We start from the raw sequence: 13,610 nt of genomic DNA, 5'->3' as shown, positions 1-13,610 counted from the left end.
ACCTGACAGATACTCCCCTACCGCAGGCTTGCATGCCGTGTAATCATGATTACATGAGTACACAGTCAGAAGGTGAACGGGTGCGTGGGTGGCTGACTGGTCGGCTGCCGGCGGAGTGGTTCGAGGGTGAGCCTGAGGTGAGTATCGATCGCGACGAGATTCTCGTGGTCGGCAGGATCGCGGCGCCTGAGCAGGGTGACGGGGTCAGTGCGGCGGAGCGGTCTGCTGCGGAGGAAGGCCGGATCAAGCAGTTCCGGGAGGACACCCGGGAGAAGCGGATCGAGATCGCGCGGGAGTTGGAGCACGCGACTCGGCGGAAGGTTGCCTGGGGGGTGCGGGCCGGGGAGACGCGGACTGTGTTCACCTCGTTGTCCGCGCCGGTGATGACGCGGTTGCGGCAGCCGGAGCGGCAGGTGCTGGACACGCTTGTCGACGCTGGGGTGGCGCGGTCGCGGAGTGACGCGCTCGGTTGGTGCGTGAAGTTGGTGGCTCAGCACAGTGAAAGTTGGCTGGGTGATCTGCGGGAGGCGATGGCCAAGGTGGAGGATGTGCGCCGGGCCGGGCCGGACTCGACCGAGGACTGAACGAGAGAGCGGGTGGGTGCGAAGATCGCACCCACCCGCTCTGGTTACTGCGGTGAATCAGCTACACCGCGGTCTACTGCGGTGAAGCACCCGCACCGCGGCGTACTGCGGTGAAGCATCCGTACGGCGGTGGATCAGCTGTGCCGCGGCGGCTCGGTGCTCCAGCCGTTGTCGCTGCTGCCGGGCCAGTTGCCGTTCGTCTGCGGCGCGCCGTGGTGCGCCGGCTCCTGGGTCGGGTAGCCGGCCTGGTCGGCGGCGCCGTTGCGAGCGGTGGTGCCGTTGCTCATCCCGTTCCCGTTGCTCATCCCGTTGCCGTTGCTCATCCCGTTGGAGTGGGCAGCGGCCTCCGGGCGGTTCGACGTACTGCGGTCGAACAGCGTCTGCAGCGCCTGGCCGGCCATCTCGCGGCCACCGAGACCGAAAGCGAGGCCGAGCGCCAGGGCGGCACCCGCGAGGACGATCAGCAGCGTGTTGCCGGTCAGCTGGACGGCGATGCCCAGCTGGGTCAGCGCGGCGAACGCGGCGTACACCAGGACGGCGTACCGGCCGACCTTGGCGAGCGTCTCGTTGCCGGTCGCGCCGCGGATCACCATCGCCAGGAAGTTCGCGAACAGCGCGGCCAGACAGACGATCACGATCGCCGCGAAGATCCGCGGGATGTAGCCGAGCATGTCGGACATGAAGTTCGAGATCTCCGGGACGCCGAGCGCCGAGGCGAACATCGTGAAGCTGATCAGGAAGACGAACCAGAACACGACCTTGCCGAGCATCGCGGAAGCGGTCAGCCCCGTGCCGGACCGCTGCAGGATGCCGGAGACGCCGGCTCGTTCCATCCATTGGTCGAAGCCGACCTTGCCGAGCAGTTTCCCGACCAGCTTGCCGAGCACCTTGGCGACGATGTAGCCGATCACCAGGATGACGATGCCGCCGAGCAGGTTGGGAATGAACCCCAGAAGCTTGCTGAAGGCATCTTCGAAGGGTTGGGTGAAGTCGATGGCCAGTGCTGACATCGGCGTTCCTCTCCGGACTGGCCCGCACCCGTCGCCACGCACCTGTCCCGCGCGACTCCGGCTACGGGCGGGTTGCAGTGGTGTCTGACCCCCACGTGCCCGCGCTGACAGACCGTAAACGGCGCTAACTTAAAGTAATGTGATTGCATAAGGCAATGACCTCTGTCGTGATCCGCCGCGCCACCGCCACCGACGTCGCGGGCATCGTCTCGCTGCTCACCGACGACGAGATCGCCGCCCAGCGGGAGAGCCCGGACGACCTGACGCCGTACCAGGCCGCCTTCGCCGCGATCGAGGCCGATCCGCAGCAGGTCCTGGTCGTTGCCGAACGCAACGGCGAGCTGGTCGGCACGCTGCAGCTGACGATCATCCCCGGCCTGTCCCGGATGGGCGCCACCCGCGGCCTGGTCGAGGCCGTCCGGGTCGCCGCATCAGCTCGCGGTACCGGCCTCGGCACGACCTTGATGGAGTGGTCGATCGAGGAGGCCCGCGCCCGCGGCTGCACCATCCTGCAGCTCACCTCGGACAAGGCCCGCGTCGACGCCCACCGCTTCTACCTGCGTCTCGGCTTCACCCAGAGCCACGAAGGCTTCAAGTACGCCCTCAGCTGACCTTCTTGGCCGGCGCCGCCCAGGTGTTGCAGGAGGCAGGGTTCTTGCTGGCGAAGGCGGCTCGGGACCACGCGCGATTGTTGCCCGGGGAGCCATGGTCGCGCGGGAATCCGGCTGCGTCGCCGCCGTCCTCGTGCCACCGCAGGTGATACAACCGGTTGCCGGTAAGGGCCAGTGTCCGCTGATTGGCTCCGAAGAAGGCAGAGGCCAGACAGCTCGCCTGCAGCTCGGACCGACGGGTCTGCTCGAGCTGCGCGTCACCGGACTTCTGCCGGTAGCGCTCGCCGTAGGCGTCACTGATGCCCGTCAACTCCTGCAGATGGTGCCCGTACTCGTGCCCCATCGTGTAGATGACGGCGACCTGAACACTCGTCCGGCTGTGCTCCCCCTCGACGTACAAGGTCCAGTCGAAGTAGATGGTGTTGTCCGCCGAGCAGTAGAACGCCGAGGTGTCGTCCTCCACCTCCCCGCAGTCCGTCGAGTCACCGACCTTGACCGCCGCCACCGCCGGAGACCGGAACTCGACCGCGGACCGGCTGACCAGCGGTCGCCAAGCCAGATCGAGACAGGCCACAGCGGCCTGGCCGAACTTCAGCAGAGTCGCCTTCGTCGCCAGGCGCCCCGCCGGAAACCGGCAGTTGACCGCCGGCACCCGGCCTGCTCGGTACAGCGCGTTGTTCAGCAACGGCGACTCGTCGGCGCCTTTCGGCGGTGCACTCGGCATCGGCCGATGCGGTGCCTTGACCTCAAGGGCCGCTTTGGCCATCGTCGGCCGCGGCTGCGGAACCGCCGAAGGCTTGCTCCCACAAGCCGACACAGCACACAGAACAATCGCCAGAACTACGGCAGCGCGGCGCATCAGGAGACCTTCGTCTGGGCGGCGGTGAAGGTGTTGCAGGAGGCGGGACTCATCGACTGGAAGGCCGGGCCGGCCCAGCGCCATTGGCTTGTGCGGGAGCCGTGGTCGCGGAGTTTGTCGGGGTTGTACTCGTCGCCGCTGTGTTTGGTCTGGAACTCCCAGGTGGCGCGGCGGCTGCCGGTCAGGCGCAGGGACGTCTTGGTGGCGCCGAGGAAGGCCGCGCCGAAGCAGGTGGCCTGGAGCTCGATGCGTCTGCTTTTCAGCAGGGCGGCGGGAGAGGTCTGGGAGGCCTTCGGGTCCCAGCCGTAGGTGAGGATGCCGACCAGTCGCTGGAGATGGTGGCCGTATTCGTGCGCCATCGTGTCCAGCAGGTCGATCTGGCGGTTCCAGCTGCCGCGCTGGAGGTATTCCTTCCACTCCAGGTAGATCTTGTTCTCCCTCGAGCAGTAGAACGCCGACGCGTGCAGCTCGCGCAGGTCGCACGACTTGTCCTTCGCGCGGTCGAACAGGACCAGCCCGGGCGACTCGTACAGGTACTCCGCCTTGGCGACCACCGGCACCCACGCGCGGTCAAGGCAGTCGAGCACCACCGCAGCCGCCGCCGAGACCGCAGCCTTCGAGGTCTGCGCGGCGGCCGGCAGCTTGCAGCTGACGGTCGGCACCCGCCCTGCCTTGTAGAGCGAGTTCTGCACCAGCGGCAGGTCCGGCGTGAACGTCATCGCGCTGGTCGGCTGCCGCGAAGGCCCGCCGGCGACCGTCTTCGGCACCCGTACGACGGGCCGCCCGGGCTCCTCGGCCTGCACGGACACCAGCGCCGGGCCGAACCGGACCGCCGTCGCGCCCAGCACGAGTACGCCGATCACGGCAGCCGCCGCGACGCCGGCCCTCATCGAGTCAGGAGACCTTCGCGCTCGGCGCGGTGAAGGTGTTGCAGGAGGCCGGGTTCGTCGACTTGAAGGCCGGACCGGCCCACAGCCACTGGCTCTTCTTCGAGCCGTGGTCGCGGATCTTCTTCGGGTTGTACTCGTCGCCGCTGTTCTTCTCGATCAGCTCCCAGATCCGCAACGAGTCGCCGCGCAGCAGGGTGGCCTTGTTCGCGCCGATGAAGGTCGCTCCCAGGCAGCTCGCCTGCAGCTCCTTGCGCCGGGTCCAGGCGAGCTTCTCGTCCTTGGTCTTCGAGTACCCCTCCCGCGACCAGGCCGCGGTCAGGATCTCGGTCAGCGCCTGGACGTGGTGCCCGTACTCGTGCGCCATCGTGTTCATCATCGAGACCACGGCGAACTCGGGGTTCCGCTTGTACTGCTTGATCTCCTCCTCCCACTGCATGGTGATCGTCTCGTCCGATCCGCAGTAGTAGGAGACGTCGCTCTCGCCGACACAGGACGACGCCGTGCTCTTGGCGGCCAGCGCCAGCTTGGGTTGCCGGAACGGGTACTTCGCCTTCAGTACCAGCGGCTCCCAGGTCTCGGCCAGGCACGGCATCATCGCCTGGTAGAAGCGCAGCTGGTTCGCCTTGGTGTTCGGCTTGACCTTCGGGACCGCGCAGTTCACCGTGGCCAGCTTGCCGGCCTTGTAGAGCTCGTTCTTCTGCAACCGGTCGATGTCCGGGATCGGCTCGACCGTGACGGTCTTGGTCGGTACTGCGGGCGCCGGCAGCGGTGTCTCGGACGGCTTCACCGTCGGCTGGGTCAGCGGGTTGGCGACCGTGCTGTCGAAGGAGTCGATCAGCCGGTAGCTCGCGACGGCGCCGCCGCTCACCGCGATCAGGGCCAGCGCGGACAGCAACCCGACGATCGGCCGGGAGAATCGCCGCGGGCTCTTCAGCTCCGGCGGCTCCGACGCGAACTGCGGTACTCCGGTCCGCGTGGAGGTCGTGTGCCAGCCAACTGGGCGAGCCCCGCCGAGCTGCCTGCCACCGCGCAGCGGTGTGACCGGCGCACCCGCCAGGGGCGCGACCGGCGGCGCCCCGAAGCCCTGCTGGGTGGGGTCGGTCGGCAGCGGAGCCGCCTTCTTCAGCGCGGGGTCGACCGGAGCGTCGAGCGGACGCGCCTTGCCGAGGCCGAGCTGCCGTCGGTTCACGGCGTCCGGCGGCGTCAGCGCAGTACGGGGTGTGCCTCCGGCGGGCGCGGCCGGCTGATCGCCGTCGCCGCCCGGCAGGAAGTGCCCGACCCGGGGCCCTGGCTTGGGCTCCTGCTCGTCGTTCATCCGTCTACCCCAGTCCGTCGGTGTCAGCTGACCTTGGCCGCCGCTGCCACGAAAGTGTTGCAGGAGCCGGGATTCGGGGCCGCGAAGCCCTTGGTCATCCACAGCTCGACGCTCTTGCCGGAACCATGGTCGCGCACTTTGTCGGTGTCGGTCTCATCGCCGTAGTGCTTGCTGCGCCAGGTCCACCAGGTGAGCAGGTCGCCGGTGACCGGGAAAGTGGCCCGCTCGGCGCCCAGGAACCCCGCCGCCAGGCAGCGCGCCTGCAGGGCCAGCCGCCGTGAGTGCTCCAACTTCAGCGCCTCGGTGGCCGCCTCCGACCGCTTGTTCTCCACCGAGTCGAGGATCCCGGTCAGGTTCTGGACGTGGACCGCGTAGACGTAGGCGAGCGCCTCGGCCATGTCGATCCGGGTCAGCGAGCGATTGGCGCTGTAGTCGTCGGCCAGGTCCTCCCAGGGCAGCGCGACGCTGCCGCCGTCGGAGGCGCAGTACGAGGAGACCTCCTCCTGGACACCGCAGGCGGTCTCCTGGCCGTCGTCGAAGATGATCAGCTTCGGCGGGTGGAACTCGTGCCCGCTCTTGGTGACCGCCGGCGCCCAGAACTTGTCCAGGCAGACCATCAGCATCTGGTAGTACGAGCGGACGTTCTCCTTGGACGACGGCCGGAAGGTCGGCTCCTTGCACTTCACTGGGGCCAGCGCGCCGGTCGTGTAGAGCGCGTTCTTCTGCAGCACGGCGACATCGTCGGTCGGCTGACCGGCGGGCTGCTGGTCCGATGGCTGGTCACCGGGTGCCTTGACCGACGGCGTGCCGAGCGGGTTCGCGACGAAGTCGTCGTACGACGAGAGCACCTTGGTGGCCGCGAAGACGCCACCGCCGAGCACGACCAGCGCACCGGCGACGATCCCCGCGACCAGCGCCTTGGACCGCTTCTTCGGCTGGAACGGGATCGGCTCGGGCTGGTACCGCGCCTTGTACGCGGCCGCGGCGCGATCACCGGGCGGCGGCGGACCGAGCCGCGAACCGCTCAGCACCGGCGGCCCGTCCGTCTCCTTGGCGTCCCGTCCGAGTCGCGGGGTCGGCGCGGCGAGCGGCTCCGACGGCGCACCGTACGCCGGTACGCCGGGTCGACGTCCGGCGGTCGGCTGCTCCGGCTGATCGTCCTTCGGCAGGAAATGTCCTGGCTTGGGCCCAGACTGCTCGGCCATACTTCCCCGCTTCTCCCCCAGGTCCGGGCAGCTCCCGGAATTCACCTCTGTCATTGGCGATCGGGACCACCCCTAGCCCGGACCGCCGCATGATGCTACGACGCAAGCGGGCGTTCGGCGTACTCGATTGCAGCTATTGACATCGCCCCGCGACCCGACCTGACGCTGTGTGCTGATAGGAGTACGGAATGAATGTGCTGGAGACCTTCGCGCTGACCGGCCGGCGGGTGCTGGTGACCGGCGGCAACCGCGGGCTGGGCCGTGCTTTCGCGCTCGCGCTGGCCGAGGCGGGCGCCGACGTGGCGATCGCGGCGCGCGACGCCGAGCGCAACGCGGCGGTGGTGGCGGAGATCGAGGCGCGCGGGCGGCGCGGGTTCGCAGTACGGGCTGATATCACCGTGCGCGCCGACGTGACCCGGATGGTCGCCGAGGTGACCGAGACGTTCGGCGGTATCGACGTGCTGGTCAACAACGCCGGTATCGCGATCCACCGGCCGGCTCTGGAGGTCCCGGACGAGGAGTGGCAGCAGGTGATGGACCTCAACGTGACAGCCCTGTGGAACACCAGTACTGCGGTCGCCCGCGGCATGATCGCCGCCGGTGGCGGGGTGATCGTCAACGTGGGCAGCATGTCCGCGCAGATCGTCAACCGGCCGCAGATGCAGGCGTCGTACAACGCCTCGAAGGCTGCCGTGCATCACCTGACCAGAAGCCTCGCCGCTGAGTGGGCTCCGCACAACATCCGGGTCAATGCCATCGCGCCCGGCTATGTGAAGACCGACATGGCGCCGGTCGACCGTCCTGAGTTCCGCCAGAACTGGATCCTCGACGCGCCGCTCCAGCGCTATGCCACGCCTGAGGAGATCGCGCCTTCGGTGGTCTATCTGGCCTCCCCTGCCTCGTCGTTCATGACCGGGTCGATTTTGCTGGTCGACGGCGGCTACTCGGTCTACTGAGGTTTGTCGGTGTTTAGTGTTGTCGGCATGGGATTGAGCGAGGGCGCGCGGAAGCTGGTGGACGGGGCGAACCCGGGGGTGCTGGCGACGTTGAACGCGGACGGGAGTCCGCAGACGTCGGTGGTGTGGGTCGGGCGGGAGGGGGACGACGTGGTGATCTCGACGGCGGCCGGGCGGCGCAAAGACGTGAACCTGCGACGCGATCCGCGGGCCAGCCTGCTGGTGATCGCGAAGGACGACGCGGACGAGTACGTCGAGATCCGCGGTACCGCGGTGGTCACCGAGGATCCCGACCGGGCGCTCGCGGTCCGTCTCGCCGAGCACTACGTGGGCGAAGGCGCCGGGCAGGAGTATCTGGATCTGCCGGCCGAGGTCGTTCGCACGGTCATCCGCATCACCCCGCAGCGGCTCACCGGACCGGCAGCTTAGGCGCGACCGAAGGCGAGAAAGTGGAAGCTGGCGGACATCACCCGGTGATCGTTCTCCAGCAGACGAGCGAGCACCAGCGCCGACGGCAGCAGCCGCGGGATGTCTTCCGGTGCTGAGTGTTCGAGCGTCGCCGCAGCGGGTCCCTCAACGCCCAGTACGTCGATATTGCTGAAACCCGCTTGCTCGAACTCGCCCCGCAGTTCGTCGACGTGATGGAAGTACGCGTTGGTGAACCCGTCCGGCTCGTCATAGTTGCGCCCGGTCGCCAGGCTGTCGGCGAACCCCTGGACGCTCTCCTCACTCAGCAACCCCTTGGTGCCGTACTCCAGCAGCCCGGCGTACCGACTGATGCCTGCAGCAACCACCAGTCCACCCGTCTTGGTCACCCGCCGCGCCTCCGCCAACGCCTGAGCGCGATCCGCCGCCTCGAGCAGGTGATACAGCGGCCCGAACAGCAACGTCACGTCCACACTGTCATCCGCCTGCTCCAGCTGACGTGCATCCCCACGCATCGCCGCGAATGTCCCCACCTCAGCAGCCTTGGCGACATGCTCCTCCACCGGATCGACCAGCGTCACCGCATACCCGTCACTCGCCAACCACCGCGCATGCACCCCGGTCGCACCACCCACATCCAAAACAGTTGCCCCCGGCCCCGGCAGGTACCGCCGTACCAGCTCCTGCGTCCGCAAGAACTCCAGCTGCCCATGCCCCGACCGCACGAGCCGATCATCCTCGACATACCGCTCGGCATAGAACGCCCTGACCAACGGATCCAGTTCAACCATCACCCCATCATCCGCACGGAAAAACCCGAGGACACCCCATTTCCCCACGCCGTACCCTGCCCCGATGACCCGCATCGTCTTCCTGAACGGCGCCCCGTCCACAGGCAAGACCACGCTCGCCCGCGCCCTCCACGCGAGCCTGCCGGACCCGGTCTTCTACCAGTCGCTCGACGACTTCCGCCGCTCGATCCGCCCCGAGTTCTGGCGCCGCGGACGGGTGCCCGGTCTCTTCGAACGGGTCGTCGACGCGTATGTCTCCTGCCTGCGTGAGGTCGCACTCCGCGGCATCGACGTCGTCGCCGAGTCGGTCATCCTGCCGGCCGACCTGCCCCGATACGACGTGCTGTTCGGCGAGTTCGACGTGACGCTGATCGGCGTCACCTGTCCATTGCCCGTACTCCGCGAGCGCGAACTCCGGCGGACCGATCGCTACAACGGTCCGCTCGAGCCGGACCTGACGGAGTACGAGGTGCTCGGCACCCACTCCTACGAGTTGCTGATCGACACCTCGGCGGAGTCGACTGGCACTTCTGTCCAGCGGATCAGGACAGCGGTGAGCTGGTGATTTTGTAGGTGCGGTCGAGGAAGGCTGCGGCTGGGTCGTAGGTGAAGGTCCCAGCGGGTGGGGGTGGGGTCGCTGAGGTAGGCGGCGACTGGGGTGCTGAGGGGTGGGTAGGGGATGGCTGCCACGCGTGGGATGGCGTCGGCGGGTGAGAACCAGCGGGCTTCTTGGACTGAGGCGTCGGGGTCGTCGATGGTGAAGTCGCCGATGGGGACGTCTGCTGAGTAGTTCCACGCCGTACTGCGGGAAGTGCCGTCGTGGCTCACCACGAGGACTTCGGCGATCAAGGTGAGTTGGTCTGGGGTGACGAGTAGGCCGGTCTCTTCGCGGAGTTCGCGGGCGGCTGCTTCGGAGGGTGACTCGCCTGGCTCGATCTTGCCGCTCGGGAGGGACCACTGCTCGTTGGTCCAGTCCTCGTAGTGCTCGCGGACGAGCGCGACCCGGCCGGCGCGGAAGGCGAGGACGCCGGCGAAGTCAGTCACCGGGGGTCGGTGCGGGGTCGGGGTCGGGGTCGGGGTCGGCTGAGGTGAGCTGGAGGGTGAACTCGATCTCGTCGAATTCGTTGGTGCCTTCGTCGGTGAAACCTGACGAGCGGAGGACCGCGAGGCTGGCGGCGTTCGCAGCGTCCACCGAGGCGTGGATCTGCTGGGCTCCCAGCTGGCCGGCGAGCTCGATGACGTGCTCGACCGTGGGGCGGCCGAGACCCTGGCCGCGGCGCGCGGGGCTCACGTAGTACGTGATCTCGGCTTCCTCGTCGAGGATCTCCAGGTCGATGAAGCCGATCGGGCCGGTCTGGTCGAAGGTGAGCCAGCCGTGCCGGCTCGGGGCCGCGAGCAACGGGGTCCAGCGCTCGACGGCGTGGCCGTAGAAGCCGCCGAAGATCGCGCCACCGACGGGATCCGCCGCCAGCCACTGCTCGACCTGCCGGAGACCGTCGGGGTCGATCGCCCTCACCTGCATCCGCGCACACCGTCCATGCCACCGCACTCTGCCTGCCCGCACCGACACTTTGCAATCCTGTTGTGCCGACCCGGGTGTACGCCGCCGGCCGGCACTGAGCAATGCTGGTGGTATGAGCTGGGCTATCTACGCAATGCGAGGGCCAGGAGGCGTACGTCGTCTCGAGGACATTCCGGACGGCTACGCCCCGCCCTCCCTCGGTACTGCGGACGAGGTGGTCGACCGGGTTCGCGAGGTGGTCCCCGACCTGGACGCGACCAAGCGCTCCTGGCTGCAGCTGAAGAGCGACACCTACGACGTCGAGATGACGATCGGCAAGAACGTCGACGTCCGCGACATCACCTTCTACATCGACGGGCCGCGCTCGATCCCGCTGGTGATGGCGATCTCCAGCAAGCTCGGCGCGACGCCGTACGACACCGAGTCCGGCGACTTCCTCACCGAGGAGTCCCGCCCGCCGGTGCCGCCGCCGCTGACCGACGACGAGATCAAGGCGAACAAGCCGAAGTGGTGGAAGTTCGGCCGCAGCTGAGTCAGCGGCCCGGGCTGGTGGCGACCAGCGTCGCGATCTTGTTGATCCGGTGCTCGGGGTTCTTCAGCGCGTCCTTCCAGTAGTTGCCCTCGGCATGGTCTTCCGGGGTCGCGCAGGTGGACAGGGTGAGCATCGCGGCCGTCGGGGTGACGCCCGGGCTGCCCGGTACGGCGGCATTCTGCTGCGCCTTCTCGGCCGGCTTGCGGAACGAGATCTTCATCGTCCGGTTCACCACGTAGTCGTAGACGGTCCCGCCGGCCGTGACGAACACGTGCGCGCCGTTCTTCAGCTCCGGCAACCGCCCGAGCGGCCGGCCGTGCGTGGTCCGGTGCCCGGTGACGATGAAGTTGCCGATCTCACCCGCGCCGACGCCGCCCGCCGGTCCACGCGGTGAGGCGAAGACGCCGCGGTTCTGGATCAGGGTGCCGGGTTTGTCGTCCGCGGTGCCGGTGTAGCTGATCACCCGCAACGCCCGGACACCGATCGACGGAATCGCCAAGGTCACGACCGTCGACACCGGCGTCGACCGAGAAGGCGTTGGAGTCGGCGTCGGCGTCGGCGTCGAAGCGGGTGTTGGCGTCGAGGCAGGCGGCGGGGTTGCGCTAGGTCGCGAGGTCTCAGGCACAGACGGCGCGGGTGTCGGCGTCGCAGTACCGGCCGGTTCGGTGTCCGAACACCCGACCAACGCAGCCGCCAGCACCACCGCGACCACCCAGCGCCCGACCATCGTCGGACCGTAACCCGCAGTACCGAAAACCAGCCGAAAACCTACTCCGTCCAGGCCCGCCCGGCGGCCGCCGCGATCAGCAGCCAATGGACCCACCTCCTCCGCCAGCGTCCGCCGACGTCGGCAGGCGGTCAAGAGTCGAGGATCTCCAACACAGCCGGTCCCACCCGAAGCGTCCCGGAGTCCAACGGCTCGCACCGCACACCACCGTGCCCGCGCAACCCCTTGAACGCCCCAGGACCCAGTACGACGTCCATCCACGCACACGGATTAGCCGGCCGATGAGCCTGGAACCGCACCGCCCCCGACCCACTGTCCAGACTGAAGACCCGCCCCGGCACCCGCTCACCCGACGCCGTACGCCGCACCGCCAACTGATCGATCGAGTAGCCGCGGATGACGATGTTCCGCCTGGTCAGCACCGGATCGAGCACCTCAGCAGAATCCAGCAGGTCCAGCGCCCCGGCATCGAACACCGTCACCGCCGCGTTCCGCTGCCCCGGCCGGTTGAAGTACCGATCCCCCACGATCCCCAGCCCCGCCCGCACCTCGACCTCAGCCCGGGTCACCGGCTCCGGATCCACCCGCGGACCTTCCGACGGCCGCCCCTCGTAAGCATGCACCGCCGAGACGACCAACGCCACGATCTCGACCCGCACCTCAGTCCCCACAGCATCAAGATAACCGCACAACAAATCCGGGTCAGGACGCGTTCTACAGGTATGACCTTCGACCACTGGGTGCGGGCCGAACGCGGGCGACTGCTCGCCTTCGCCACCGTCCTCTGCGGCGGACGGCACCTCGCCGAGGACGTCGTCCAGGAGGTGCTGGTCCGGGTGCACCGCAAGTGGGACTCGATCAGCGAACTGGAGCACCCGGACAGCTACATCCGCAAGATGGTCGTCAACGAGTTCCTGTCCTGGCGCCGCAAGTGGGCCCGGATCGAGCCGAGCGGACTGCTCGAGGTGGTCGGCTCGGTCCCCGATCCGGCGGGCCCGATCGCCGCGCGGATGGAGTTGCTGACCGAGCTGTGCGCCTTGCCGAAACGGCAGCGCGCGGTCGTCGTACTGCGTTATCTGGCCGGCCAGAGCGACGCCCAGATCGCCGAGACCCTCGGCTGTACCGAAGGCACGGTGCGCGGCTACTCGTCCCGCGCGCTGGCCACCCTCAAGATCCAGCTCACCGCGGAGGTCGCCGACCATGCGCACTGAACAGTCCCTGCGCGAGGCCCTCGAGTTCTTCGCCGAACAAGCCGAACAGGCAGAACATCCAGCCCGTACTCCGGTACGCCGCGCCCGCCGTTCCGTCGTCCTGACCGCCGTCGCCGCGACCGTCGCCGCAGCGGTCGTCGTACCGGTCGCGCTGACCCATCATGAGGCGCCGCCGCCGGCGAAGCCGCCACTCAAGTGGACTCACCAGCAACTGAGCGTGGAGTCGAACAGCGTCACTCGGACCTACTCCGGGTCGGACCAGTCGACCTGCCGGGTCACCGCCCAGCCCGGCAGCTACACCCTGGCCCAGCTCGGCAAGCTCCGGAAGAAGACGACAATCAACGGCCACCCCGCCGACCTGATCCAGCAACCCGTCACAACGCCACCCAGGCCAGGCGTTGCCGAGTCCGGGACCAAACCCAAGCCGTCATCGCCCGCCCCGCAGACACACCTCATGATCGCCTGGAGCTACCAAGCCGGCAGCTGGGCGCTGGCCAACTGTTCGCCTGACCTCGTCGATCTCGACCGGGCCGAGCAGCAACTCCTGAGCTTCGCCGAGAGCGTCGATTTCGGACCAGAGCAGCTCAAGGCCCCGATCGACTTCGGCTATCTACCGCCTGGCGCCAGGATCCAAGGGGTGAACGCCACCGCCGACTACATCGAGTTCGGGATCAGCAAAGGCCCGACGGAGGCGATCATGGTCTCGCTCAACTGGCCGCCGCGCACCCAAGTCTTCGCCGGCGAGCGAACGGTGCAGATCAACGGACGCGCCGCCCGGATCCGTGCTGACGGCGAGCTGCGGATGCCGTTCGGTAGCTACGACCTCGTCATCCATGCGAAGAGTTCCACCAAGGTCGACCAATCAGCCATGGTGCTGGCGATCGCCCAAGGAATCCGGGTCGCCGACCCGACGGATCGGTCGCAGTGGTTCCCGGCTGAGGTCGGCCTCAGCTGACCCGGCCCCGCTGCTC

Annotated in this window: 18 protein-coding genes; 8 read left to right on the top strand and 10 right to left on the bottom strand. The window is 68.2% G+C overall.

What is annotated here, in order from left to right:
• Nucleotides 1-53: 53 nt before the first annotated feature.
• Nucleotides 54-584, top strand: a complete 531-nt coding sequence (locus AB0P21_RS18965; protein WP_363698193.1) for a hypothetical protein — start codon at nt 54-56, stop codon at nt 582-584.
• A gap of 134 nt (nt 585-718) precedes the next feature.
• On the opposite strand, the gene AB0P21_RS18960 is transcribed toward AB0P21_RS18965, so the two are convergent.
• Nucleotides 719-1,594 (bottom strand): hypothetical protein, encoded by an 876-nt coding sequence (locus AB0P21_RS18960; RefSeq protein ID WP_363698192.1) that lies wholly within the window; start codon nt 1,592-1,594, stop codon nt 719-721.
• 155 nt (nt 1,595-1,749) lie between these two features.
• Here AB0P21_RS18960 and AB0P21_RS18955 point away from each other — a divergent pair, with 155 nt between their 5' ends.
• Entirely contained in the window at nt 1,750-2,205 is a 456-nt protein-coding gene (locus tag AB0P21_RS18955) for a GNAT family N-acetyltransferase (RefSeq protein WP_363698190.1), read from the top strand.
• On the opposite strand, the gene AB0P21_RS18950 is transcribed toward AB0P21_RS18955, so the two are convergent.
• The 4 genes from AB0P21_RS18950 to AB0P21_RS18935 all read right to left on the bottom strand — a co-directional run bounded on the left by AB0P21_RS18950 (nt 2,198) and on the right by AB0P21_RS18935 (nt 6,474).
• Nucleotides 2,198-2,929 carry a neutral zinc metallopeptidase gene (locus AB0P21_RS18950; RefSeq protein WP_363698188.1) on the bottom strand — a complete coding sequence of 244 codons (732 nt, stop codon included), beginning with the start codon at nt 2,927-2,929 and terminating at the stop codon, nt 2,198-2,200. The two genes, AB0P21_RS18955 and AB0P21_RS18950, sit on opposite strands and share 8 nt — an antisense overlap.
• 134 nt (nt 2,930-3,063) lie before the next feature.
• Nucleotides 3,064-3,954: a neutral zinc metallopeptidase gene (locus AB0P21_RS18945; RefSeq protein ID WP_363698187.1), complete on the bottom strand. Its 891-nt coding sequence runs from the start codon at nt 3,952-3,954 to the stop codon at nt 3,064-3,066.
• Nucleotides 3,955-3,958: 4 nt separating this feature from the next.
• Nucleotides 3,959-5,269, bottom strand: coding sequence for a neutral zinc metallopeptidase (locus tag AB0P21_RS18940; protein ID WP_363698185.1), 1,311 nt, complete (start codon nt 5,267-5,269; stop codon nt 3,959-3,961).
• 23 nt (nt 5,270-5,292) lie between these two features.
• Nucleotides 5,293-6,474, bottom strand: coding sequence for a neutral zinc metallopeptidase (locus AB0P21_RS18935; protein WP_363698183.1), 1,182 nt, complete (start codon nt 6,472-6,474; stop codon nt 5,293-5,295).
• A gap of 188 nt (nt 6,475-6,662) precedes the next feature.
• Here AB0P21_RS18935 and AB0P21_RS18930 point away from each other — a divergent pair, with 188 nt between their 5' ends.
• Nucleotides 6,663-7,430 carry a glucose 1-dehydrogenase gene (locus tag AB0P21_RS18930; RefSeq protein WP_363698181.1) on the top strand — a complete coding sequence of 256 codons (768 nt, stop codon included), beginning with the start codon at nt 6,663-6,665 and terminating at the stop codon, nt 7,428-7,430.
• Nucleotides 7,431-7,457: 27 nt separating this feature from the next.
• Nucleotides 7,458-7,859 (top strand): PPOX class F420-dependent oxidoreductase, encoded by a 402-nt coding sequence (locus tag AB0P21_RS18925; RefSeq protein WP_363698179.1) that lies wholly within the window; start codon nt 7,458-7,460, stop codon nt 7,857-7,859.
• Here the strand turns inward: AB0P21_RS18925 and AB0P21_RS18920 are convergent.
• On the bottom strand, nt 7,856-8,647 hold the full coding sequence (locus AB0P21_RS18920) for a methyltransferase domain-containing protein (RefSeq protein WP_363698178.1): 792 nt from the start codon (nt 8,645-8,647) through the stop codon (nt 7,856-7,858). The genes AB0P21_RS18925 and AB0P21_RS18920 overlap by 4 nt on opposite strands.
• A gap of 64 nt (nt 8,648-8,711) precedes the next feature.
• Between AB0P21_RS18920 and AB0P21_RS18915 the strand changes: the two genes are divergently transcribed.
• Nucleotides 8,712-9,212: an AAA family ATPase gene (locus AB0P21_RS18915; protein WP_363698176.1), complete on the top strand. Its 501-nt coding sequence runs from the start codon at nt 8,712-8,714 to the stop codon at nt 9,210-9,212.
• Here the strand turns inward: AB0P21_RS18915 and AB0P21_RS18910 are convergent.
• The gene (locus AB0P21_RS18910) at nt 9,134-9,691 is read right to left on the bottom strand and encodes an NUDIX hydrolase (protein ID WP_363698174.1); all 558 of its coding nucleotides are present in this window, start codon (nt 9,689-9,691) and stop codon (nt 9,134-9,136) included. The two genes, AB0P21_RS18915 and AB0P21_RS18910, sit on opposite strands and share 79 nt — an antisense overlap.
• Entirely contained in the window at nt 9,684-10,169 is a 486-nt protein-coding gene (locus AB0P21_RS18905; protein WP_363698173.1) for a GNAT family N-acetyltransferase, read from the bottom strand. The genes AB0P21_RS18910 and AB0P21_RS18905 overlap by 8 nt, the downstream gene beginning before the upstream one ends.
• 112 nt (nt 10,170-10,281) lie before the next feature.
• Here AB0P21_RS18905 and AB0P21_RS18900 point away from each other — a divergent pair, with 112 nt between their 5' ends.
• On the top strand, nt 10,282-10,701 hold the full coding sequence (locus AB0P21_RS18900; RefSeq protein ID WP_363698171.1) for a hypothetical protein: 420 nt from the start codon (nt 10,282-10,284) through the stop codon (nt 10,699-10,701).
• A 1-nt stretch (nt 10,702) separates the two neighbouring features.
• Here AB0P21_RS18900 and AB0P21_RS18895 read toward each other — a convergent pair whose 3' ends face one another.
• Together AB0P21_RS18895 and AB0P21_RS18890 are read right to left on the bottom strand one after the other, a co-directional pair.
• Nucleotides 10,703-11,515 carry a class E sortase gene (locus AB0P21_RS18895; RefSeq protein ID WP_363698169.1) on the bottom strand — a complete coding sequence of 271 codons (813 nt, stop codon included), beginning with the start codon at nt 11,513-11,515 and terminating at the stop codon, nt 10,703-10,705.
• Nucleotides 11,516-11,559: 44 nt separating this feature from the next.
• Complete coding sequence (locus AB0P21_RS18890) at nt 11,560-12,099, bottom strand: molybdenum cofactor biosysynthesis protein (RefSeq protein ID WP_363698167.1); 540 nt, start codon at nt 12,097-12,099, stop codon at nt 11,560-11,562.
• A 51-nt stretch (nt 12,100-12,150) separates the two neighbouring features.
• Here AB0P21_RS18890 and AB0P21_RS18885 point away from each other — a divergent pair, with 51 nt between their 5' ends.
• Both AB0P21_RS18885 and AB0P21_RS18880 read left to right on the top strand, forming a co-directional pair.
• Nucleotides 12,151-12,639, top strand: a complete 489-nt coding sequence (locus tag AB0P21_RS18885; protein WP_363698165.1) for a SigE family RNA polymerase sigma factor — start codon at nt 12,151-12,153, stop codon at nt 12,637-12,639.
• The gene (locus AB0P21_RS18880) at nt 12,629-13,594 is read left to right on the top strand and encodes a hypothetical protein (RefSeq protein WP_363698163.1); all 966 of its coding nucleotides are present in this window, start codon (nt 12,629-12,631) and stop codon (nt 13,592-13,594) included. Before AB0P21_RS18885 ends, AB0P21_RS18880 begins: the two co-directional genes overlap by 11 nt.
• The last annotated feature ends 16 nt before the right edge of the window (nt 13,595-13,610 follow it).

The sequence above is a fragment of the Kribbella sp. NPDC056861 genome (genome assembly GCF_040687575.1).
Classification (GTDB): domain Bacteria; phylum Actinomycetota; class Actinomycetes; order Propionibacteriales; family Kribbellaceae; genus Kribbella.
This window is presented reverse-complemented; position numbering and strand designations above follow the sequence as displayed.

What these genes read in the sequence shown, in the direction of transcription:
- AB0P21_RS18920 (WP_363698178.1), bottom strand. Translation starts at nt 8,647, where the DNA reads ATGGTTGAACTGGATCCGTTGGTCAGGGCGTTCTATGCCGAGCGGTAT.
- AB0P21_RS18925 (WP_363698179.1), top strand. Translation starts at nt 7,458, where the DNA reads ATGGGATTGAGCGAGGGCGCGCGGAAGCTGGTGGACGGGGCGAACCCG.
- AB0P21_RS18935 (WP_363698183.1), bottom strand. Translation starts at nt 6,474, where the DNA reads ATGGCCGAGCAGTCTGGGCCCAAGCCAGGACATTTCCTGCCGAAGGAC.
- AB0P21_RS18965 (WP_363698193.1), top strand. Translation starts at nt 54, where the DNA reads ATGAGTACACAGTCAGAAGGTGAACGGGTGCGTGGGTGGCTGACTGGT.
- AB0P21_RS18885 (WP_363698165.1), top strand. Translation starts at nt 12,151, where the DNA reads ATGACCTTCGACCACTGGGTGCGGGCCGAACGCGGGCGACTGCTCGCC.
- AB0P21_RS18960 (WP_363698192.1), bottom strand. Translation starts at nt 1,594, where the DNA reads ATGTCAGCACTGGCCATCGACTTCACCCAACCCTTCGAAGATGCCTTC.
- AB0P21_RS18955 (WP_363698190.1), top strand. Translation starts at nt 1,750, where the DNA reads ATGACCTCTGTCGTGATCCGCCGCGCCACCGCCACCGACGTCGCGGGC.
- AB0P21_RS18880 (WP_363698163.1), top strand. Translation starts at nt 12,629, where the DNA reads ATGCGCACTGAACAGTCCCTGCGCGAGGCCCTCGAGTTCTTCGCCGAA.
- AB0P21_RS18900 (WP_363698171.1), top strand. Translation starts at nt 10,282, where the DNA reads ATGAGCTGGGCTATCTACGCAATGCGAGGGCCAGGAGGCGTACGTCGT.
- AB0P21_RS18930 (WP_363698181.1), top strand. Translation starts at nt 6,663, where the DNA reads ATGAATGTGCTGGAGACCTTCGCGCTGACCGGCCGGCGGGTGCTGGTG.
- AB0P21_RS18945 (WP_363698187.1), bottom strand. Translation starts at nt 3,954, where the DNA reads ATGAGGGCCGGCGTCGCGGCGGCTGCCGTGATCGGCGTACTCGTGCTG.
- AB0P21_RS18905 (WP_363698173.1), bottom strand. Translation starts at nt 10,169, where the DNA reads ATGCAGGTGAGGGCGATCGACCCCGACGGTCTCCGGCAGGTCGAGCAG.
- AB0P21_RS18940 (WP_363698185.1), bottom strand. Translation starts at nt 5,269, where the DNA reads ATGAACGACGAGCAGGAGCCCAAGCCAGGGCCCCGGGTCGGGCACTTC.
- AB0P21_RS18950 (WP_363698188.1), bottom strand. Translation starts at nt 2,929, where the DNA reads ATGCCGAGTGCACCGCCGAAAGGCGCCGACGAGTCGCCGTTGCTGAAC.
- AB0P21_RS18915 (WP_363698176.1), top strand. Translation starts at nt 8,712, where the DNA reads ATGACCCGCATCGTCTTCCTGAACGGCGCCCCGTCCACAGGCAAGACC.